Origin of the sequence: Paenarthrobacter aurescens (assembly GCF_025421775.1) — a bacterium.
In the GTDB taxonomy this organism is placed as follows: Bacteria; Actinomycetota; Actinomycetes; order Actinomycetales; family Micrococcaceae; genus Arthrobacter; species Arthrobacter aurescens_B.
Window position 1 is genome coordinate 68,742 of the sequence record NZ_JAOEFX010000002.1, and the last position, 20,585, is coordinate 89,326.

The following is a 20,585-nucleotide window of genomic DNA, read 5'->3' on the forward strand; positions in this document are numbered from 1 at the left end:
GCCTGCGAGGGGCGACATCTCAACCAACCCCGCGCCCCGCACCATGGGGGGTGGGTGGGGTCGGTGAGGGGCTGCATCGCGGCTTGTTGTCGACGGAATGAACGCTCATCGAGCTGGGCTCCCTCGTGTCCTGGGGTGGTCTTGGGGTGGGTTTTCCACATAGGGAAGTTGGGGCCTGATGGTGCTGCGTGCCGGCTGGAAGAGTTTGGGGCATGGAGCAGATTCGAGCCACTCAGACGCCGTCAGGCACGGCTCTCGCTCGCGCCCAAAGGCCGCCGTCCAGGGGAGCCGGACCCTGGGTTTCTGATCTCATCACACTCCTGGGCGCAGTCCGCCTCGGCACCGACAGCGGAGCGCTGATCGATCAGATCCGCGGGTTGGAGAATCTGAAGTCCGCCGTCACCGGGTTGCAGGCGCGGATCGCTGTGGCTTTTGATCTGGCACAACGGCAAGAGCAGGCAGAGGCTGGTGTGCCTGCGTCCGAGCGGGGGCAAGGTGTCGGAGCCCAGGTTGCTTTGGCTCGGCGGGAGTCTCCGAATCGGGGTTCCCGGCTCCTTGGGCTGGCGAAGGCGTTGGTGGTGGAGATGCCGAGGACTCTGGCGGCGCTGGAATCAGGGCAGTTGAATGAGTGGCGGGCGACGCTGCTGGTCAGGGAAACGGCGTGCTTGTCTGTGGAGGACAGGTGTGCGGTGGATGAGGAGCTCGCCCCGGACACCGGAACCTTCGACGGCGCCGGAGATCAAGCGATCATTGCCGCCGCGAAAGCGGCCGCGTACCGGCGCGATCCGCGGTCGGTGGTGAAGCGTGCCAGTCACGCTGCGTCCGAGCGGACCGTGAGTCTTCGTCCGGCGCCGGACACCATGACGTACCTGACCGCGCTGCTGCCGGTCGCGCAAGGGGTCGCGGTGTATGCCGCGCTCACGCGTGGGGCTGATTCTGCCCGTTCGGCCGGTGATCCCCGGAACCGAGGCCAGGTCATGGCCGACACCCTCGTCGAGCGGGTCACCGGTACGCCGGGCGGGATCTCAGGGATCAATCTGGATCTCGTGATGACCGACCGAACCCTCTTTCAGGGCGACAGTGAACCGGCACGCGTGAAGGGCTACGGAATCGTCCCAGCAGGGTGGGCCCGGAAACTGGTCGGCGCGGGAGAAGCGGCATCACCAGGACACAGGCCAACAGCAGGCGTCGAACCCGCACCACGCCAAAAGCGACCGCCGGTCCCCGCCCCCTCGCTACGGCAGGGCTTCGGATCATCGCCAGACCGGAAGGACCCGCCAGGACGGAAGGTCCCGCCAGGCCGGGATGTTCCGCCGGGCCGGAAGGACCCGCCAGACCGGAATGTCCCGCCAGACCGGGATGTCACGCGGCGAGTCCCGCGGGGAAGGGATGTCCCGTCGGAGGGAGATCGCGAGTTCGAGATCTGGGTCCGCCGGCTTTATACGGCGCCTGCCACGGGAGAGCTCCTGACAACGGATTCCAAAGCCCGGATCTTCCCACCGCGGCTCAGACGCTTCATCGAAACCCGTGATGACACCTGCCGCACACCGTACTGCGACGCGCCCATCAGGCACATCGACCACATCGTGCCCTGGCACGCCGGAGGCACCACCACCCTGAGCAACGGGGCCGGACTCTGCGAAGCCTGCAACCACACCAAAGAAAACACCGGCTGGAGCGCAAGCACCATCAACGGGGACGTTCACACCGTGGAACTACGCACGCCCACGGGGCATGCGTACCGTTCCAAAGCCCCTGTGCTGCCGGGTGCTGGCACTCTTCGCGCCACGGCTGCAATGTCCGGGACGCCTGACATGGTCGTCAGCTGAACCGGGGGTCTCAGGGCTTATCTCGGCCCAGTGTCCAATAACCCAGTGTCCAATAACCCAGTGTCTAATAACCCAGTGTCGGCAACGTGAGGATTTCGGCTCCGTCGTTGGTGATGGCGATGGTGTGCTCGCTGTGGGCTGTCCGGCAACCCGTCACGCTGCGGAGCGTCCATCCGTCGGCGTCGGTGACCAGTTGCGCGGTGTCGGCCATGACCCAGGGCTCCAGTGCCAGCAGCAAACCGGGACGCAGCTTGTAGCCGCGGCCGGGACGTCCCATGTTTGGCACGTGGGGATCCTGGTGCATGGTCGACCCGATGCCATGGCCACCGAACTCGGTGTTGACGGGGTAGCCCGCCTCACTCAGGACCGAGCCGATGGCATAGGAGAGGTCTCCGATCTTGGCTCCGGGGCGGGCTGCTGCAATTCCGGCGCGCAGGGCTCGCTCGGTCACCTCGATCATCGCCACGCTCTCCGCCGGCCTCGATTCGCCCACGATGAAGCTGATGGCAGAGTCTGCTGCGACGCCGTGGAGGGAGACGGCGAGGTCGAGTGTCAATAGGTCGCCGTCGGCAAGTGAGTAGTCCCGGGGCAACCCGTGCAGCACGGCATCGTTGACGCCGGTGCAAATGTAGTGGCCGAACGGACCGCGCCCGAAGGACGGGGCGTAGTCGACGTAGCAGGATACGGCTCCCGCCTCGAGGATCATGGTCTTGGCCCATTTGTCGATATCCAAGAGGTTTGTGCCCACAGTGGTGCGGCTTTTGAGGCTGTGCAGAATATTGGCAACCAGCGCGCCTGCCTCCTTTGCTCGGAGCAGTTCAGCTGGGCTAAGGATCTCAATCATGCAGCATCTTTCTCTCATGTGACCAATAACTATCCCGGCCATATTATCCCGGTATTAGAATTGGAGCCATGGTCAGGTTGCCGCTAACACCCGCAGAGGCCGAGCGTGGACAGCGCCTCGGCGCTCTCCTGAGACGCGCGCGGGGCGAGCGTTCGATGTTGGAGACCGCCCTCGATGCCCGTGTCTCGCCGGAAACGCTCCGAAAGATCGAGTCCGGCCGCGTGGCGACGCCGGCCTTTCCCACTGTCGCCGCGATCGCCGATGTGCTCGGCCTTTCCCTCGATGAGGTGTGGGCTGAAATCAACCGGCCTGAGCTCGGTGCCGAGTCAGGTAGTTCCCGCCGGAACGCCCGTGAATGGCTGGCTTCCTAGGGCTCAGCGTCAACAATCTCAGCGTCAACAATCTCAGCGCTGGGGCCGGGCCCGGACGTGAAGGCGTTCGCCTTGCTGGCCGAACAAGGTGAGGAGCTCTACCGGCTCTGAAGTTGCACTGGCGAACCAGTGCGGCGTGCGCGTATCGAATTCCGCCACCTCACCAGGCTTCAGGACAAAATCGTTATCTCCCAGGACCAGCCGTAGCTTGCCGTTGAGGATGTACATCCAGTCGTAGCCCTCGTGCGACTGGGGCTCCGGAATCTCCTGACCCGTTCCACTCTTCAGGACCATCTTGAACGCTTGGATTCCGCCGGGTCGCCGAGTGAGGGGGAGGACGGTGCCCCAATCGTGCACATGCGGCTTGAGGTGGATGCGGGGATCACCCGTTTGCGGAGCATCGATCAATTCCTCGAGCGGGACTTGGTGGAGCCGGGCTATGGGCAGCAGCAGTTCCAGGGTGGGCTTCCGCTGGCCTGACTCCAGTCTCGAAAGTGTGCTGACGGAGATGCCCGTCGCCTCCGAAGCGTCCGCGAGCGTCACGTTGCGTTGTGTCCGCATGGCACGCAGGCGGGGACCAACGGCGTCGAGCATGGTGCTGAAATCGGTAGTCATGGACCCAGTTTGCCATAGCAGCAAATTTCTTTGCCAATACTGCTGAAGGTGCCGAACCATTGAACAAGCGGCACAAGTCGCCTGAGACCCGTGGAGGCGCAGTGAACGAAGAATCAAGAAGGAGCCAGATGGCCGAGCAATACGACGTCATTGTGGTCGGTGGTGGCGCAGCTGGGTTAAGTGCGGCGGTTACGTTGGGGAGGGCTCTTCGCTCAGTCCTCGTCATCGACGCCGGCGAGCCACGGAATGCACCTGCCGCGGGCGTGCACGGGTTCCTGTCCAGGGACGGAATCAATCCACAGGAACTCCTGGCACTCGGACGCGCGGAAGCGAGCCAGTATGGGGCAGGCATAGTGGCCGGAACAGTCGTCGCGGCGCGTTCGACGGCGGACCCAACGGCCGGCTCTGAACTTGCCTTCGAGGTGGACCTGGCTGATGGGCGGACCGCCGGTGCGCGCCGTGTGCTGGTCACCAGCGGGCTGGTGGACACACTTCCTGACGTTGGAGGCCTTCGCGAACGCTGGGGACGCGACGTCCTGCACTGTCCCTATTGCCACGGCTGGGAAGTGCGGAACAAGGCGATTGGAATTCTGGGTTCAGTGCCGATGGCGTTGCACCAGACCCTGCTGTTCCGTCAATGGAGCCCCAACATCACGTTGTTCCTGAACGACGTTGTGGAGCCGACGGAAGAAGAATGGGAGCAACTGAGTGCCCGTTCCATCACCGTGGTGGATGGCAAAGTGCGGTCCCTGGAAGTGACCGATGACGCCTTGAGCGGTGTTGTCCTGGCTTCGGGCACAGTGATTCCGGTGGAAGCCGTGGTGACCGGAACCCGTCTGGAGGCCCGGTCTGCCGTGCTGGAATCCCTGGGAGTCCCCTTGGTGCAGCATCCTATGGGAGTGGGGACCCACGTTGAAGTGAATCCGCAGGGTGGGGCGACCTCGGTGCCGGGTGTCTATGCCGCGGGAAACGTCACCGATCTTATGGGTCAGGTGATGGCCTCTGCTGCCGCGGGGGTCATGGCGGGAGCCGCCATCAATGCCGACCTCATCACCGAAGAGACAAGACGGGCGGTGGAGGCCGCGAGGCTCTCCGTGGCGACAGGCTGAAAGGCCTTGGACCGCAGTTACAGCTGATCCCGAACGGCCAAAACAGTCGACTTGTCGGCTCGACGAGAGGACGATTAAAGGACAGCCGTTGAAGGAGGTTGGGTATGTGCTACGCGTACTACGACGACTTCGAGCGGCGCACGAAGAAGGACTCCGCGCGCAAGCCCGAGATGCACACGTCTGAGACAAAAACGGATAAGGAACCAGAATCCCCTGCCCAAAGCCGTCCACGGACGGAAGGAACTCTGTGGACTTTCCTGGCCCGCCGTCGCAGGGAATCCGAGGTTTCAGAACCGAAGATCGACCGCATCCACGAGAAAGTCTAGGCACATCCTGGACTGGACCGAAGAAGACCGAAATGACGAAGGGCGCTGCACCTGCAGCGCCCTTCGTATTTCCTACCGCGCCAGCTCAGCCCGGAGCGGATACTTGGCCCCATCCAGGATCACCTGGACACAGGTGCCGTCCGCCGGATTCAGCAGGATGGGCGCCATGAGGTTCACTGTGGTCTTCTCCGGTGTCGGGTTGACCACCACCAGCATCGTTGCTTCCGAGAGACTGGAGAGCCCCACCGCTTGAAACGCGGCGGCCGGAACGGCGGGCGCATAGTCGGGCACGTAAACTGCAGCGTCTGCCAGGAACATCCGCACGCGTGGCTCGGAAACTTCCAGTGCGTACAAGCCCTCCGCTCCGGCCACTCCACGCAAGGCGAACCCCTCCGCCGACTCCAACCCAGGCATGGGCGAGGCAAAAGCCAGGGTGTCAAAAGCCAATGCCGTGCTCATCGGAGGAAGTCCATGAGCGTGGGCTGCAGCACCTTGGCCGTCACGGCAAGCGCCACCTGATAGTTGGTTTCCTGCAATTTCAAATCCATGACCGCCTTTCCCAAGTCCAGGTCTTCGACGCGCGCTCTTTGAGTTTCCAGCGTAGCCTTCATCCCCTCCAGGGAGTCCTGGGCCTGGCCGAGGCGGGTTTGCCGCATGCCCACATCGGACCTGCCGTCGATCACGGCTGTGATTCGCTCGCCGATGGCTGCCAGCCGTGCATTGGGGTCGGCACCTGACCGGATATCCGCGACGACGTCACTCACCAAAGCGAAAACGGAGCCAGCGCCGTCGCCAAAGATCGCACCGCCGTCGGAATCCACCCGCACGGTCCGCGCCGAATCGACGCGACGCTCCACCGAACTGCCACCGGCGCCGACGTAGGACGGGGGAGTGGTGTTGGTGAAAGCGCCCACCGTGTCCGAACTTCCGGCGAAGACATTTCGGCCCAGGTACTGGGTGTTGGCCTGCGTCAGGAGGTCTTTGCCAAGGCCTTCGATCTCGACGGCGATGGCCTCCTTGGCCGTGCTGTTGAGGGTTCCATTGGAGGCCTGGACCACGAGGTCCCGAACACGGTTGAGGATATTTGTTGACTGCCCCAGGGCGGTGTCCGCGGCGGCCAGCCAGCCGTTGCCGTCGCTGATGTTTGTGCCGTACTGAGCGGCCGCGCTCAGCTGGCCGCGCATGGCAATGGCCTGGGCTGCACCCGCCGGGTCGTCCGACGGGCGGCTGATGTTCTTCAACGTCATGGCCCGCTCCTGCAGCTCGGAGAGCCGGGACTGGGCAGACTGCAGGTTCCTCTGCGCGGAGGCAGACATCATCTGGTTGGTGACGCGATTGAGCACGGCTTACCTTCCTACCAATCCTGTGCGGTTAATCAGGACATCCAAAGCTTCGTCAATGGCCGTCATCACACGGGCCGCTGCCTGGTAAGCGTGCTGGCTGGCGAGCAGGGCCACGTTTTCTTCGTCCAGGCTGACGGACGCACCCGAGGATCGCTGCCCGACGGCGGCGACACTGGCCGCATCCGACAGCTGGGAGTGCTGCTGGGCCGACCTCGAGGCCATGCCAATGCCAGCCACCACGCCACTCCAGAACGTGTCGGGTGCGCCGGGGGCGGAGCCGATCTGGGCTACGGCGTCGGCAATGCTGCCGTCCAGGGAACCGGAACCAGGGGCGCCCGTCGCGATGCCGGCCGCGCTGGTAGGAACCACCTTGAGGGACAGGGCAATTGGAACGCCCGGCGTGCTGGTGAAGAAGTCCAGGTTGACCCCTCCGCTGGAGGATTGGCCGGTTCTATGGACGGCGTTGACGTCACTCATCAGTTGCGTGGCGAAGGCGTTGTAGGCTGCTGCTGCTTCAGCAATAGCTCCACCGGTGCCTGCACCTTTGCTGCCCGCCGCGGCGGGGGCCAGGAGCGATACCGCTCCGGCGAGCTGTCCGCCGTCGAGGTTTACTGCGACGCCGGAGCGGTCTGCCCACTCCAGCTGTACCGGCTGCCCGGCCGTGCCCATGGAGGTCTGACCCGCGAGCTTGAGCTCCCGGTGCGACGTGCCCGAGACCAGAGCGTTGCCCCCGATGAGAACGTCAGCGGTGCCGTCGGCATTTTCACGAACCGTGCCGCCCGCCAGCGCCGCTATGGACTCCGTCATCTGGTTCCTCGCGTCAATGAGTTCGTTGGCCGAGCCACCCGCGGCCAGTACCGAGCGAATGGTTGCGTTGAGGTCAGCGACCCTGCCGGCCGCAGCGTTCAGTTCATCCACGGTGGCCGATGCTTCGCCGCGGATCCGGGTCCACTGCGCGTCAAGCGCTTTGTAGCCCGCGGATACCGTTTCGCTCAGCGTCGCCGCAGCTTCCAACAGGACCGACGCCGGAGCAGACTCGCCCGGGTGGTTGGAGACTCCCTGCCACGACGCCCAAAAGGTTTGCAACGCCGTCGAGATTCCATGTGGTCCGGGCTCCTGCAGTGCATCCTCAAGCCGTTGCAGTTCGGTGGACCGGATCCCGGCGAAACCGGACTGGGCCGCGGTGTTGCGGACACCGGCGTCGAGGAAACTGCTTCCAAGGCGGGCGATGCCGTCAACGGAGACGCCTTGGCCGGCCTGGCCGATGGTCGGGTTGAGGCCAACGGGACGGGGCGCGCCGATGGCCGACTGCTCCAGCCGTTGCCGGGTATAGCCGGCGGTGGTGGCGTTGGCGATGTTCTGCCCGGCCAGGTTGATGGCCTGCTGCGCTGCGGTAAGTCCACGGTAAGCCGTGTTGAGTCCGCCAAAAGTGCTCACGTGAATGTCCTTTGCTGGTCCAACCGCTGCGGTCAGAATTGCCGGTCGACGAGGTGGGCGGCCGAAGTTTCCCCTGTCCGGCCATGGGAGTCATAGGTGCCGGCGGCGGGTTTCAGGTCGGCCAGTGTTTCCTGGGTGGAGCGGACAGCTGCCCGCAGGAATTGCTCGTTGGCATCACGAAGTTCCTTGATGGCCGAGGTCTGCTGGCGCATCGCCGTCACATGGGAGGTGAGGACCTCGGCCCACGCAGAATCGGGCGCCGCTGCGGCAAGTTCAGCCAGCGAGCAGTCAGGGGAAATGCCCCACTGCTCGGCCACGGCGGCGATTTCCACGGTACGGGCAAGTCCGGCCTTGGACACCCTGTCCAGAACCTGCTCCACTTCCCGGGTGCCGTGGGGCAGCCAGCGGGACTTGCCGGCCGTCAACAACAGTTGCTCTTCCTCGAGCTTGAAGGTCAGGAGGTCCAGGAGTTCACGCTCGCGCCACAGCAGGGCTGACAGTTCATGGATGGCCACGGGGGTCAACTCCAGTTCTGGTCGGTAGGGGTGCGGGATGGGATGGCGTAGGTCCTGCCAACTCCCCACTAGCTATCGGCCGCCAAGGTTCCATCGTTAGGCTGCGCAGCCCGTGAAAACGTTGATTCTTTTCCTCGGGATTTCTACTTACGGGTAGGGAAAGGGCCGTCGATAGTGGGGTGTGACGGCCCACGGATGGGCCGCCGCACAGTAAGTCCACATCACGGAGGAAATTTTCATGGGCATGCAGATCAACAACAACCTGATGGCGAACAACGCATACCGCAACCTGAACGCCACGCAGGACACCCTGTCCAAGTCGATGGAGAAGCTCTCCAGCGGCCTGCGCATCAACCGTGCTGCAGACGACGCAGCCGGCCTTGCCATTTCGGAAGGCCTCAAGTCCCAGGTCAGCGGCTCCGCGGTTGCCGCACGTAACGCCCAGGACGGCATCAGCCTCATCCAGACCACTGAAGGTGCCCTCGGCGAGGTTCACTCCGTACTGCAGCGCATGCGCGACCTCGCAGTCCAGGGTGCATCGGACACCAACAACACGGCCGCACGCGATGCCATCAAGGACGAAGCCGATTCGCTGGGCAAGGAGCTGGACCGCATCACGCAGTCCACCAACTTCAACGGCATCGACCTTCTCAAGGGTGGTTCCAAGAACATCCAGGTTGGTACCGCTGGTACGGCAAACGACACCATCGCAGTGACCCTCGGTGATGTCGCCACGGCAGCAGGCACCTTGTCCTCGGCCACCGGCGCCACGGGCTTCGACGTCAGCACCAACGCTGCAGCACAGACCACGATCACCGCTATCGACGCTGCGATCACCACGGTCTCCGCCCAGCGTTCGGACCTGGGTGCAAACCAGAACCGTCTGGACCACGCGATCAAGACGCTGAACGTCTCCGGCGAAAACCTGCAGGCAGCCCAGTCCCGCATCGCCGACACGGACATGGCAGCCGAAATGGTCAAGTACACCAAGGCCAACATCCTGTCCCAGGCAGGTACGGCCATGCTGGCCCAGGCAAACCAGTCCGGCCAGGGCGTTCTGTCCCTCCTGCGCTAAGCCTTCACAGCCTTTAGCCGCATGAGTCGACTGACCGCATAAATCGACGGCGACCGGCCGGGCCCCATAAACCGGCCGGCCGTCGTCGAGCCCTCAAATACACACGTCATCCGGAAGGGACACTCGTGGCAACTGCGATCGACGGCCTCGCCAGCGGCCTGAACACCACCGCGATCATCAACTCACTGATGTCCGTCGAGGCGCTGCCGCAGACCCAGCTCAAAACCAAGCTGGCGTCCAACCAGACCATCATCTCCACACTGCAGTCCTTCAACACCAAGCTCACCGCGCTGAGGGACCTGGCGTCCGGCAACGCCGCCGCGGGCGCCCTCAATTTGTTTACGGCCTCCAGCAGTTCGCCGTCCGTCACCGCGAAAACCACGACGACGGCCGCCGCCGGATCGATCGACCTTACCGTCACGCAGCTGGCCCAGACCCAGGTCAACGTCACTGCGGCCATGACCTCCTGGCCCACCGATGGCGGTGCACCTGCCCGCCTGACGCTGGTGGACTCCACCGGCAAGAAGACCGAAATTGCACCGGCAAGCACATCTTTGGATGACGTCGTCACTGCCATCAACGCCGCGTCCGGCGGCGCCCACGCCGTGAAAGTCCCGGCCGGTAATGGCACCTACCGCCTGCAGCTGACCGCCACGGCCTCGGGTGAGGCAGGTGCCTTCACCGCCTATCAGGGAACGGCCGCCCAGGTCACCGCGGGCACAGCGGTGGACCTGATGGCGGACCCGACTGCCGCCGTCGTGAAGTCCGCCCAGGACGCCAAAGCGACACTGTACGCCGGTACGCCGGCCGCGCAGGTCCTGACCTCGGGGACCAACACCTTCGCGGACGTGCTTCCGGGCGTGTCAGTGACGGCGACGGCTGTATCAGCCAGTCCTGTGACGATCACTGTGGCGAGCGACGTCCCCGGAATAACCAAGAAGGCCGAGGATCTGGTCAAGTCCGTCAACGACGTCCTGGGATTCATTGCCATCTACACGGCAGTGTCCAAGACCACCGATGCCAAGGGCGCCACCGTGCCCAAGGCGGGGATTTTCACGGGCAACAGCACCGTGCGCGCCGTCAACGATCAGGTTCTCACCGCGTTGTCGCGCCCCATCAACGGAAAGTCGCCCGCCGAGTACGGAATCAACATCACCAAGGCCGGCGACTTCACGTTCGACGCAGAGAAATTCTCCAAGGCACTCGCCGCGGACCCGGCCGCGGCCCAAGCCGCAGTGCAGGGCCTCGCCACCCGCGTTGCAGACGCCGCCAAGGCCGCCGCCGACCCTTACAACGGGTCCGTTTCCGGCCTGATCAAGGGCCGCGAATCGGAAGTGCGGGACTTGGGCAACAGGATCGCGGACTGGGACCAGCGCCTGATCACCCGCCGCGCCACCCTGCAAGCCGTGTACACCAACATGGAAGTCATGCTCGGCGGATTGCAGTCACAGTCGGCGTGGTTGTCGGGCCAGATTTCCAGTCTCTCGAAACAGTCCACAGGAGAATAAGCCATGACCTACAGCGCCCTCCGCGCCCAGCAGCTCTCCCGGTACAACGACGACGCAGTCCTGTCCGCACCGCCCGCCCGGCTGCTCACCATGCTGTATGACCGGCTCCTGCTGGACCTCAAGCGCGCCCAGCTGGCGCAGGAGAGCAACAACTGGGACGTGGCCCGGGAGAACCTGCTGCATGCCCAGGCGATCGTTGCCGAACTGCGCGCGACGCTGCGGACCGATGCCTGGGATGGCGCGGCGTCACTGGCCAGCATCTACGACTACTCCATGGAAGCCCTGATTGGCGCCAATATCTACCGCGATGTTGAGCGGACCAAAGAGTGCATCGAACTACTTGAGCCGCTGCGCCAAGGCTGGCATGAGGCCGCGGCTCAGTTGTCGGCAGAGGCTCCGGCTGCGCCTGCTTCTGATGCCGTTCCCAGCGGCAGGGCCCTCGGTGTCGCCTGAAAACCTGGAGTTGGCCGGGGACTGGTCAGCCATCCTGGACGGTTTTGAACGCGACATCGCCCTGGCCGTTTCCGGTGGCAACGTTCCGTCGTGGACGCCGCCGTCGGACGTCGGACCGTTGCCTGCGTCCCTCGCCGAGCGTGCCCGACAGGTCCTGGACGCCCAGGCGGACGCCATCGCCATCCTGAACCGCGTCAAGCACGACGCCGGCACCCAGTTGGGTGCCATCGACGCCGTGCCGTCGGGGTCGGCTTCGGACCGGCCGCTGTTGCTGGACGTTCGCGGCTAGCTCGTGCCAGTGCCCCCGAGGAACTCCCGTGCTGCCGTCACCAAGGCCTCAGTTCCTTTGGCCAGGGTGGGCTGGATCAGGGGTGCGAAGTAGGGTGAATGGTTGGACGGGATGTCCTCCGGGAGCCGGCCTGTGGTGGCCCATTCCTTGAAGAGTGCGGGGTCCGCCCCGCCCAGGAACCAGAAGACCAGGGGAGCGCCCGCCGCCGTGGCCAGGGTTCCAACATCTTCGCTGCCGGAGACGGGGCCAGGATCGATGACCTGGGTGTCGCCAAACCTGGCCCGGAAAGATGCGGCAATCCTGTCTGCAGCGGATGCGTCATTGACAGTCAGGGGGAAATGCTCCTCGTAATGGAAGTCCGGTTCCTTGGGCGCCCGGGACGCTGTTGCTTCGCTCTGCACAATCCGTTCGATGGAGCCGAGGATCTTGTCCCTGGTGGCATTGTTGAAGGTCCGCACGCTGAGCCCGAGCGTGGCCGTTTCAGGGATGATGTTGTTCTTGCTCCCGGAGTGGATCTGACCCACCGTGACCACTGCGGCATCACTGGCTGCGAGTTCACGCGAAACGATGCCCTGCAGCCGGACGGTGGCTGCGGCGGCCATGAGCACGGGATCCACGGTGGTTTCGGGCCGGGAACCGTGGCCGCCTTGGCCGTGCAGGGTGATGTTCAGGGAATCGGCGGATGCCATGGTGACCCCGGCGCGGAGCCCGAACCATCCTGCAGGGAAGGGTGCCACATGCTGGCCCAGGACGATGTCAGGTTTGGGCACCCGGTCATAGAGCCCGTCCGAGACCATGGTTTCCGCTCCGCCTCCCCATTCCTCAGCCGGTTGGAACAAGGCGATCAGGGTGCCCTGCCACTCGTTTCGTTGGCCGGCCAGTGTTTCGACTGCCCCAACCAGGCAGGTCACGTGCACATCGTGCCCGCAGGCGTGCATCACCGGAACGTCTTTGCCTTCATGGTCGACGCCGACTGCCGTGCTTGCGTAGTCCAGCCCCGTAGCTTCCTTGACCGGCAGCGCATCCATGTCCGCACGGAGCATGACCACCGGGCCGGGGCCGTTTTCGAGGACACCCACCACACCGGTTTTCCCGACGTTCCGATGGACGGTGAAGCCCAGGTTTTCGAGGTGCCCTGCTGCGATCCCGGCCGTTCGGGTTTCCTGGAAAGACAGTTCGGGGTTCGTGTGCAGGTCCTTGTAGAGCTCTTCGAGGTCAATGGTCATGAGTCTGCCCTTTTTCGTTCGACGCCGTAGGTTTGGCCAGTCTATCCACACGAAAATCTGCGCTGGCTGGGAAATCCCGGGCACACTGGGTGGCATGAATGATTCCCAGGCAGTAACAACGCAAGGATCCACTGTTGAGGATTGGACGCAGGCTCTTGCGGAGTCCACTGGCTCTCCTGGAGGGGGTGCCGGGACAGGAGTGATGCTGGCCATTGCCGCATCCCTGACCTCAATGGTGGCTGGCTACACGGAAGGAGACCAGGCCCGGCAGACAGCGTTGGCCGACCTTCACGGACGGGCCCGGGCGCTGCGCGAAACGGCGCTTCAATTGGCCGATGAGGACGCCGTGGCCTCCAAAGCATTCGGTGCCGCTTTTCGGCTGGACCCGGGCCCGGAACGGGAAGACGCGATTCACCGGGCATCCGTCGATGCGGCGAAGGCCTCGGCGGTGCTCGGCGAGAAGGCCATGGAGGCCATCGAAGACCTGGGGTGGCTTGCCTCCCATGGGAACCCGGCCCTCATAGCGGACGTAGTGGTGGCGTTCGGAGCGCTCAGGGCGGCGATCGCAGGTGCCCGCACCAACGTTAGTTTCGACCTTTCCTCGCTCACTTCTGCCGGCACTGACCTGGAGGAGGTTCGGGAAGAGCATCCCCATCTGTGGGAGACCGTCATGCGGCTGAGCCAGGCCTTGGAGCGGATCGACGAGCTGACGGCAAGCGTGGACGAAAAGGCGGCACCCACGGACGGGTTGTGAGGCATGGTGAAAGGCGCACGAGCTTTGCAATATTAGTCTGTCGGTTTTGCTAACGGGCATGTGAGCGCTGCCGATAGCTGTTGCTGAGCAGGGATCGCTCGATGCATGGCCACGGATTGGCCTTACGACACCACCAGGCAGGACTTTGTGCTTGAATCCGTGACTTCCGCCGCCTTGGCCAGCGCCTTGGACGCGCTTTCCTTGCGCCAGCGGACCATCGCCAACAACATCGCGAACGTGAACACGCCCAATTACCAAGCGAAAAGGGTCTCCTTCGAGGACCAGTTGGCGGCCTCGGTGCGTTCCGGTGATGGCAATGTGAACGCCACAATTTCCCCGTCCGATGAGCCAACCCGGACTGATGGCAACAACGTCAACCTGGACACCGAAACCTTGTCCAACATCGATACCGTGCTGCGCTACCAGTTCGCTTCGAGGGCCGCGGCAGGCGAATTCACTTCGCTGCGCACCGCGTTGAGGACCAACTGATGACGTTCGACGCAATTGGTGTCGCGGGCTCAGCCCTGACCGTCCACCGCAAATGGCTTGACGCGGTCTCGGACAACCTCGCCAACATGAACAACGCCTCCCGCACCGATGGCGAGGCCTTCCGTGCCCGCTACATCGAGGCTGCTGAAGGCAACAACGGAGATGGGGTGTATGTCAAGAGCGCACCCCTGGGGGACGGCGAAGGCCGCATCGTGCATCAACCCGACCACCCGCTGGCCGATGCTGACGGCAACGTGAGGTACCCGGACATCGACATGGCAGAGCAGATGGGCACGTTGATCATTGCCCAACGCGGATACCAGGCCAACGCCCAAGTGGTGGACCGGGCCCGCGAAACGTACTTGGCAGCACTCGAGATAGGAAAGTCCTGATGGCGTTGGGACCCATTCAAAGCATCCAGGGCGTTACGGGAACCGGTTATGTCAGCGCTGCGCAGCCAGCCACGGCAAGTGGCGACTTTGGCAGCGCGCTGACTGGCGCCGTCGACAATTTGCAGTCCCTGCAGTCAACGTCCAAGGAACTGGCGGTGTCCGCGGTGACCGGGAACCTCGACGATATCCACAAAGCAACCCTCGCCTCCACGCGCGCCCAAGTGACTTTCGAACTGGTGGCCACCGTCAGGAACAAGGGTATTGACGCGTTTAACGAGATCATGAGGATGCAGGCCTGATGCCACCCGGGATTTCCCAGTTCTTCCGCAAGCTTGGCAGCGGCATCCAAGCCTTTTCGCCCGCCCAGCGAACCCTCGCCATTCTGGGTGTGGCCGTGCTGGTCCTTGGCGGAGTAGCGCTGACGGCCTGGTTGGGAAAACCTGCGTATTCGCCGCTGTTTTCCGGGTTGAAGGACACCGACGCCAACAGCATCGTGGAACAGCTCCGCAAGGACAACATCCCCTACGAGCTGAGCAACGGTGGCTCCACCATCCTGGTCCCGGAAGACAAGGTGTACGACGAGCGACTCAAGGCTGCAGCCGCGGGCCTCCCGTCGGCGGCTGCCACGGGCTACTCGCTGCTGGACAAACTGGGCGTGACGTCCTCCGAGTTCCAGCAGTCGGTGACCTACAAGCGGGCCCTTGAGGGCGAGCTCAGTACCACAGTCCAGGCCATGGACGGCGTCAAGAGCGCAGCAGTGCGGCTCGCGATCCCTGAAAAGTCCGTCTTCGTTGACACCACTCCGGAGGCCACAGCATCCGTGTTCGTGGAAACCCAACCCGGCACCACGTTGTCCTCGGACAAGGTCCAGGCCATTGTTCACCTGACGTCGGCAGCCATTGAAAACCTCAAGCCCACCAACGTTTCCGTGGTGGACTCCCAAGGGAACGTTCTCTCCACCGTGGGCGGGGGAGCCACGGGGTCGTCGTCCAAGCAGGCCACCGATTACCAACAGCGCACCTCGGACGCCGTCAGGGCAGTCCTGGACAGCGTCGTGGGACCTGGCAATGCCACAGTTGCCGTCGCTGCGGACGTCACAGCCGAATCCGCGCAACAGCGCAGCGAAACGTTTACTCCTGCCGCCGATACCCCCGCGCTCAGCGAATCGACCAAAACGGAGACGTACACCGGAACGGGCGGCGGAGCAGCGGGAGTCCTGGGCCCGGACAACATCGCAGTTCCCGGTGGCACCGACGGCAACGGAAGCTACGATTCGAGCGATACCACCAAGAACAACGCCGTCAACAAAGTCACTGAAGACCGCACCATCCCGCAAGGTGCCGTGAAACGCCAAACCATCTCCGTGGCGATCAACCAAGCCGCTGCCGGTGGCGTCAACGTGGACTCGGTGCGGGCCCTGGTCACCTCGGCCGCCGGCATCGATGCAGCCCGGGGAGACGTGGTTACCGTGGAGGTGCTCCCGTTCAGCACTGCGGCGGCGGACAAGGCAGCCGAAGCCCTGGGAACCGCCCAAGCCGACGCTGAGGCAGCCAAGGAAGCCGCCCTCATGAACACGCTGATCCTCGCCGGCAGCATCATGTTGGCTGCTATCGCGTTGATCGTGGCAGTGCTCATCACTCTCAAGCGGCGCCAGCGCCGCGAGCCCGTTGACCTGGGGGAACCTACAGATTTCGACGCCCTGCCGGCACCGAGTCCGACGCCGGCCCTCACCGGACCGGCGACCACCGCCATTGAGCTGACATCCATCCAGCCTGCTGCCCCCATCCAGCCGACACCGGCCCTGCCACTCCCAGGGTCCGAGGCACTCGACGGCGAGCTGAAACGCGCCCAAATCGAGGCCATGGTGGCGGACAACCCGGCACGCACGGCCGAGTATCTGCGCGGACTTATGGATGAAAGGCAATCCGTATGAGCCACACGGTTCCGGAAGCATCGGCCCTGAGCGGGGTGCAGAAGGTAGCAGTAGTGCTTATGCAGATGAGCCCGGCCAGTGCTGCCTCGGTCATGGCACAGTTCTCCGAATCCGAAGCCGAAGACATCGCAGCTGAGATCGTCCGGCTCCGCCGCGTTTCCTCGGTCGTGGCGGACCACGTCATCAACGAGTTCCACGGACTGGCCGTCAGCGGCCGCCGCACGGCCCGCGGAGGCCAGGAGTTCGCCGTCGGGCTTCTCGAAGCGTCCTTCGGTGCAGACAAAGCCGCGGGCTTCATGGAGCGCCTCGCCTCCACCATGGCCGGAAAATCCTTCGAGTTCCTGGAAATGATGGATCCCGGCCAAATCCTGGCGCTGATCGACGGCGAGCTGCCGCAAACCATCGCGCTGATCCTCGCCCACCTGAGGCCGGGGAAGGCATCCGCGGTCATGTCCGGCCTGGGGGACGCGCAACGGATCGAGGTTGCCCGCTGCATCGCCACCATGGGCTCGGCGTCCCCGGAAGCCGTGGGCATTGTGGCTGAGACCGTCAAGGTCCGGGCCGGTGCTGTGATGTCGCAGCGGAAATCCAACGAGATCGTCGGCGGCATCCAGCCGTTGGTGGACATCATCAACCGCTCCGACGTCAATACCGAGCGCTCCGTACTGGACGGCCTGGGCACCCTGGATCCTGAGCTTGCCACCGAGGTGCGCGCGCGGATGCTCACCTTCGTGGACATCGTGAAGCTGGAGCCGCGGGACATTCAACAGATCCTCCGCGGGGTGAGCGCCGACGTCCTGGCCGTAGCCATGAAGGGCGCCCCGCCTGTGGTGCTGGATACCGTCCGCGCCAACATGTCCGGCCGCAACCTTGAAATCCTCGAGTCCGAGATGGCCACATCCGGTCCCGTCCGCGCTTCGCAGGTGGAGGAAGCACGTGCGGAGATCGTCAGGTCCATCCGCGAACTCGAAGCCGAGGGCGCCATCGTGGTCCGGCGCGGGGACGAGGACGACTTTGTCTACTGAGCACTTCACCCGCGTCACGTTTCCGTCGGTTGGCGCCTCCGTGCGTTCCAACGAGACCGATCGCGGTTTCGTCCAGGGCCACGCTGCCGGTTATGCCGCAGGGATGCAGGCAGCCGCGGCTGGGCAGCGCGATCTGCAGGAACGGTTGAGGGCTGAACATGGGGACATGCTCGACGCCGGCCGCTCGGCTTTGGCACGGTCCCTGCAGCTTTTGCAGGCGGCAGCCAGCGCGGCGCAGCAGCGTCAGGAAGTCGCCTTGGAAGAGGTGCAGGACGTGTTGGCGCGCAGTGCGATAGAGCTTGCCGAAGCGATCCTTGGCTACGAACTTGCACAAGGGGAGAACACAGCCAGGGCCGCACTGGCCCGGGCGCTGACGCCGCTCGGTGGGGGCGGTGCCGGCGGTGCCGGCGGCAGCACCGGCAGCACCGGCGTCACCTCGGTCCGCCTCCACCCGGGCGACATCGCGGCCTTGGCAGCGTCCGGCGTCACCGAAATCACCGGTGTTGAACTCAAGGCCGACGCCACGCTCAACCCCGGCGACGCCGTCGGGGAGTACCCGAACGGTTGGATCGATGCCCGCATCAGCACCGCGCTGGAAAGGGCCAAACTCGCGCTGCTCGGGGTCGCCTCGTGAACACCCGCCGGCCCCACACGGACCGCTTCCACGCAGCCCTGCGAGCTGCCGCACCGCAGCGTGTAGGGACAGTCACCTCCGTGCTTGGCCTCGGACTGGAAATCGCCGGACTGGACTGCGCGGTCGGTGAACTCGTCACAGTAGGCACCGGTCCTGCAACGCTCGACGCCGAAGTGGTCGCCTCCATCAGCGGGGCCGTGCGGTGCATGCCCCTGGGCCGGCTGACCGGTGTGGCAGCGGGAGCCCCAGCGCGGGCCAAAGGCGAGCCCATGCTGGTACCCACGGGCGCCGGGTTGTTCGGACGTGTGCTGGATGCACTGGGCAGGCCAATCGACGGCAAGGGGCCGCTGCCATCTTCAGTCCGTGTTCCGCTGGACCAGGAAGCCCCGTCAGCCATGAGCAGGGCACGCATCGACACGCCCCTCCAGACCGGCGTCCGCGTCCTGGACACCATGACCACCCTGGGGCGCGGCCAACGCATGGGCCTGTTCGCCGGATCGGGCGTGGGCAAGTCCTCCTTGCTGTCCATGGTGGCCCGTGGAACGGACGCCGAAGTCTCCGTGATCGCCCTGGTGGGGGAGCGCGGCCGTGAAGTCCGCGAATTCCTTGAGGACGACCTCGGCCCCGAAGGCCTTGCCCGCTCCGTGGTGGTGGTTGCCACGTCCGACGAACCCGCCCTCATGCGGCTCCGGGCGGCCGTCACCGCCACCCGCATCGCGGAGTCCTTCCGCGAAGCCGGCAAGGACGTGGTGCTCATGATGGACTCCCTGACCCGGGTGGCCATGGCCCAGCGCGAGATCGGCCTCTCCGCGGGTGAGCCGCCCGCCACCCGCGGCTACCCGCCGTCGACCTTTTCCGTCCTGGCGAGGCTGCTGGAACGTGCCGGTACAGCAGAAACCGGCTCCGTGACCGGCATCTACACCGTGCTGGTGGACGGCGACGACCACAACGAACCCATCGCCGACGCCGCCCGCTCCATCCTGGACGGCCACGTGGTGCTGGACCGCAAACTCGCCGTCACCGGGCACTTTCCCTCGGTTGATGTCCTGGGCTCCGTCTCACGCGTGGCGTCCAAGGTGAACCCGCGTGAGCACACCGCGCTCGCGGTCTCGCTTCGCCGCGTCCTTGCGGCACGGCGGGGCGCGCAGGACCTGATCGACGTCGGCGCGTACCGGCACGGCAGCAACCCGTTGGTGGACGCAGCCTTGGACCACGAAGCGGCCATCAACCGGTTCCTCCGGCAGGGCATGGGCGAATCGACGCCCCACGCTGATGCATGGGCAGAGCTCTCCCGACTTTCAGCGAACTTTGGGCATTTTGAAGGAGCCGCGTGAACCGACAATTCTCCTTGGCCGGGCTTTTGCGGCTGCGGCAGGCTGAACAGAAGTCAGCTGAGAGCGGGTTGGCAGCGGCCAACTCGCGTTCGGCGTCGCTGCGTGCGCGGCGGGCGGAAGCCCGTGAGGCGTTGGCCGATTCCGCCGGACACGCCGGGGACTCCGCGTCCTTGCTGGCCATCGCTGCCGCACGCGCCTCCTCGCAGAGCATGCTCGCCGAGTTGGATGCTCTGGCTGCTTTGGCCGAAACCGAGGCAGCCTCAGCCCGGGCCGAGTACACCGAAGCGAAGCGTCGTGCCGTGGGGCTGGAGAAGCTCGAAGTCCGCCACGACGCCGAGTTTGCCGCTTCTGCGCTGCGGGCCGAGCAAGGCGTGCTGGACGAAATCGCCACCACTGCATGGCACAGAAAGGCCAGCTCATGAGCATGACCGACGCCATTGGGCGGATCCAGAGCATCGAGGCCCAGCTGCAGCAGTTGGCCCAGGGTGCGCGGGCTTCTGCGACCCCTTCCTCTTCGGCTGCATCCAGCGCTGCTGCGCTGACGGATCCGGCGTCCTTCGCCTCCGCGTTGAGCAGTGCGTTGGGGACATCCACTTCCTCTTCTGCGTCCTTGGCTTCAGGTTTGAGCGCTGCCGGTTTGGGTTCCCTGCTGCCCGCCGCGGGAGGTACGACGGCGGCCGCTGGGGTTGCGGCAACCGGCACCAGCGGCGGGGCTGTTTCAGGCGACGCCGTGGTGGCAGCGGCCAAGAAGTACATCGGAGTGCCCTACGTCTGGGGTGGAACGAATCCGGCTGTAGGCATGGACTGTTCCGGGTTCGTCCAACGGGTCTTCAAGGACCTCGGCGTTGAACTGCCCCGGGTGGTCAGCGACCAAATGCACAAAGGCACTCCCGTTGCGTCGCTGGCAGAGGCGAAGCCCGGGGACCTCCTGGTCAGCTACGGCGGCGAGCACATCTCCATCTATCTGGGCAACGGCAAGGCTATTGACGCCCCCGTGCCTGGCCAGACCATCCAGATCCGGGACGCCTGGGAGAAGTACTCCAACCTGACCTCCATCCGCCGGATCGTCCCGGCCGGGGCTTAG

General features: G+C 64.8%; 25 protein-coding genes. 18 read left to right on the forward strand and 7 right to left on the reverse strand.

Annotated features, from left to right (window positions below; all coding sequences use genetic code 11):
• The first annotated feature begins 212 nt into the window (after positions 1-212).
• Positions 213-1,829: an HNH endonuclease gene (locus tag N7568_RS03655; protein WP_261608557.1), complete on the forward strand. Its 1,617-nt coding sequence runs from the start codon at positions 213-215 to the stop codon at positions 1,827-1,829.
• 64 nt (positions 1,830-1,893) lie between these two features.
• Here the strand turns inward: N7568_RS03655 and map are convergent, their stop codons facing one another.
• Positions 1,894-2,673 carry a type I methionyl aminopeptidase gene (map, locus tag N7568_RS03660; RefSeq protein WP_261608558.1) on the reverse strand — a complete coding sequence of 260 codons (780 nt, stop codon included), beginning with the start codon at positions 2,671-2,673 and terminating at the stop codon, positions 1,894-1,896.
• A gap of 68 nt (positions 2,674-2,741) precedes the next feature.
• On the opposite strand from map, the gene N7568_RS03665 reads away from it, so the two are divergent.
• Complete coding sequence (locus tag N7568_RS03665; RefSeq protein WP_261608559.1) at positions 2,742-3,044, forward strand: helix-turn-helix domain-containing protein; 303 nt, start codon at positions 2,742-2,744, stop codon at positions 3,042-3,044.
• A 33-nt stretch (positions 3,045-3,077) separates the two neighbouring features.
• Here N7568_RS03665 and N7568_RS03670 read toward each other — a convergent pair whose 3' ends face one another.
• Entirely contained in the window at positions 3,078-3,659 is a 582-nt protein-coding gene (locus tag N7568_RS03670; protein ID WP_261608560.1) for a helix-turn-helix domain-containing protein, read from the reverse strand.
• 128 nt (positions 3,660-3,787) lie between these two features.
• Between N7568_RS03670 and N7568_RS03675 the strand changes: the two genes are divergently transcribed.
• Together N7568_RS03675 and N7568_RS03680 are read left to right on the forward strand one after the other, a co-directional pair.
• The gene (locus N7568_RS03675; protein WP_261608561.1) at positions 3,788-4,768 is read left to right on the forward strand and encodes an NAD(P)/FAD-dependent oxidoreductase; all 981 of its coding nucleotides are present in this window, start codon (positions 3,788-3,790) and stop codon (positions 4,766-4,768) included.
• 104 nt (positions 4,769-4,872) lie between these two features.
• Positions 4,873-5,094 (forward strand): hypothetical protein, encoded by a 222-nt coding sequence (locus N7568_RS03680; protein ID WP_261608562.1) that lies wholly within the window; start codon positions 4,873-4,875, stop codon positions 5,092-5,094.
• A gap of 72 nt (positions 5,095-5,166) precedes the next feature.
• Here N7568_RS03680 and N7568_RS03685 read toward each other — a convergent pair whose 3' ends face one another.
• The 4 genes from N7568_RS03685 to N7568_RS03700 are packed head-to-tail and all read right to left on the reverse strand — an operon-like array spanning position 5,167 to position 8,389.
• Entirely contained in the window at positions 5,167-5,553 is a 387-nt protein-coding gene (locus N7568_RS03685; RefSeq protein WP_261608563.1) for a flagellar assembly protein FliW, read from the reverse strand.
• Complete coding sequence (gene flgL, locus N7568_RS25925) at positions 5,550-6,437, reverse strand: flagellar hook-associated protein FlgL (protein WP_261608564.1); 888 nt, start codon at positions 6,435-6,437, stop codon at positions 5,550-5,552. The genes N7568_RS03685 and flgL overlap by 4 nt, the downstream gene beginning before the upstream one ends.
• A gap of 3 nt (positions 6,438-6,440) precedes the next feature.
• On the reverse strand, positions 6,441-7,874 hold the full coding sequence (gene flgK / locus N7568_RS03695) for a flagellar hook-associated protein FlgK (protein WP_261608565.1): 1,434 nt from the start codon (positions 7,872-7,874) through the stop codon (positions 6,441-6,443).
• A 32-nt stretch (positions 7,875-7,906) separates the two neighbouring features.
• Positions 7,907-8,389, reverse strand: coding sequence for a flagellar protein FlgN (locus N7568_RS03700; protein ID WP_261608566.1), 483 nt, complete (start codon positions 8,387-8,389; stop codon positions 7,907-7,909).
• Positions 8,390-8,627: 238 nt separating this feature from the next.
• Between N7568_RS03700 and N7568_RS03705 the strand changes: the two genes are divergently transcribed.
• From N7568_RS03705 to N7568_RS03720, 4 genes are all read left to right on the forward strand, one after another.
• A complete protein-coding gene (locus N7568_RS03705; RefSeq protein ID WP_278251948.1) occupies positions 8,628-9,464 on the forward strand; it encodes a flagellin N-terminal helical domain-containing protein in 837 nt (278 codons plus the stop codon).
• Positions 9,465-9,589: 125 nt separating this feature from the next.
• Entirely contained in the window at positions 9,590-10,972 is a 1,383-nt protein-coding gene (gene fliD, locus N7568_RS03710; protein ID WP_261608567.1) for a flagellar filament capping protein FliD, read from the forward strand.
• Between the two features lie 3 nt (positions 10,973-10,975).
• A complete protein-coding gene (fliS, locus tag N7568_RS03715; RefSeq protein ID WP_261608568.1) occupies positions 10,976-11,425 on the forward strand; it encodes a flagellar export chaperone FliS in 450 nt (149 codons plus the stop codon).
• Entirely contained in the window at positions 11,415-11,714 is a 300-nt protein-coding gene (locus N7568_RS03720; RefSeq protein ID WP_261608569.1) for a hypothetical protein, read from the forward strand. The genes fliS and N7568_RS03720 overlap by 11 nt, the downstream gene beginning before the upstream one ends.
• On the opposite strand, the gene N7568_RS03725 is transcribed toward N7568_RS03720, so the two are convergent.
• Entirely contained in the window at positions 11,711-12,940 is a 1,230-nt protein-coding gene (locus N7568_RS03725) for an amidohydrolase (protein ID WP_261608570.1), read from the reverse strand. The two genes, N7568_RS03720 and N7568_RS03725, sit on opposite strands and share 4 nt — an antisense overlap.
• 94 nt (positions 12,941-13,034) lie before the next feature.
• Between N7568_RS03725 and N7568_RS03730 the strand changes: the two genes are divergently transcribed.
• The 10 genes from N7568_RS03730 to N7568_RS25805 all read left to right on the forward strand — a co-directional run bounded on the left by N7568_RS03730 (position 13,035) and on the right by N7568_RS25805 (position 20,585).
• Entirely contained in the window at positions 13,035-13,694 is a 660-nt protein-coding gene (locus N7568_RS03730) for a cyclodeaminase/cyclohydrolase family protein (RefSeq protein WP_261608571.1), read from the forward strand.
• Positions 13,695-13,841: 147 nt separating this feature from the next.
• Positions 13,842-14,183, forward strand: a complete 342-nt coding sequence (gene flgB, locus N7568_RS03735; protein ID WP_261609019.1) for a flagellar basal body rod protein FlgB — start codon at positions 13,842-13,844, stop codon at positions 14,181-14,183.
• On the forward strand, positions 14,183-14,575 hold the full coding sequence (locus N7568_RS03740) for a flagellar basal body rod protein FlgC (RefSeq protein WP_261608572.1): 393 nt from the start codon (positions 14,183-14,185) through the stop codon (positions 14,573-14,575). Before flgB ends, N7568_RS03740 begins: the two co-directional genes overlap by 1 nt.
• Positions 14,575-14,874: a flagellar hook-basal body complex protein FliE gene (locus N7568_RS03745; protein ID WP_261608573.1), complete on the forward strand. Its 300-nt coding sequence runs from the start codon at positions 14,575-14,577 to the stop codon at positions 14,872-14,874. Before N7568_RS03740 ends, N7568_RS03745 begins: the two co-directional genes overlap by 1 nt.
• Positions 14,874-16,508, forward strand: coding sequence for a flagellar basal-body MS-ring/collar protein FliF (fliF, locus tag N7568_RS03750; protein ID WP_261608574.1), 1,635 nt, complete (start codon positions 14,874-14,876; stop codon positions 16,506-16,508). The genes N7568_RS03745 and fliF overlap by 1 nt, the downstream gene beginning before the upstream one ends.
• A complete protein-coding gene (gene fliG / locus N7568_RS03755) occupies positions 16,505-17,533 on the forward strand; it encodes a flagellar motor switch protein FliG (RefSeq protein ID WP_261608575.1) in 1,029 nt (342 codons plus the stop codon). The genes fliF and fliG overlap by 4 nt, the downstream gene beginning before the upstream one ends.
• Positions 17,523-18,167 carry a hypothetical protein gene (locus tag N7568_RS03760; RefSeq protein ID WP_261608576.1) on the forward strand — a complete coding sequence of 215 codons (645 nt, stop codon included), beginning with the start codon at positions 17,523-17,525 and terminating at the stop codon, positions 18,165-18,167. Before fliG ends, N7568_RS03760 begins: the two co-directional genes overlap by 11 nt.
• The gene (locus N7568_RS03765; protein ID WP_261608577.1) at positions 18,164-19,501 is read left to right on the forward strand and encodes a FliI/YscN family ATPase; all 1,338 of its coding nucleotides are present in this window, start codon (positions 18,164-18,166) and stop codon (positions 19,499-19,501) included. The genes N7568_RS03760 and N7568_RS03765 overlap by 4 nt, the downstream gene beginning before the upstream one ends.
• Entirely contained in the window at positions 19,498-19,923 is a 426-nt protein-coding gene (locus N7568_RS03770) for a flagellar FliJ family protein (protein ID WP_261608578.1), read from the forward strand. Before N7568_RS03765 ends, N7568_RS03770 begins: the two co-directional genes overlap by 4 nt.
• A complete protein-coding gene (locus N7568_RS25805; protein WP_306422585.1) occupies positions 19,920-20,585 on the forward strand; it encodes a C40 family peptidase in 666 nt (221 codons plus the stop codon). The genes N7568_RS03770 and N7568_RS25805 overlap by 4 nt, the downstream gene beginning before the upstream one ends.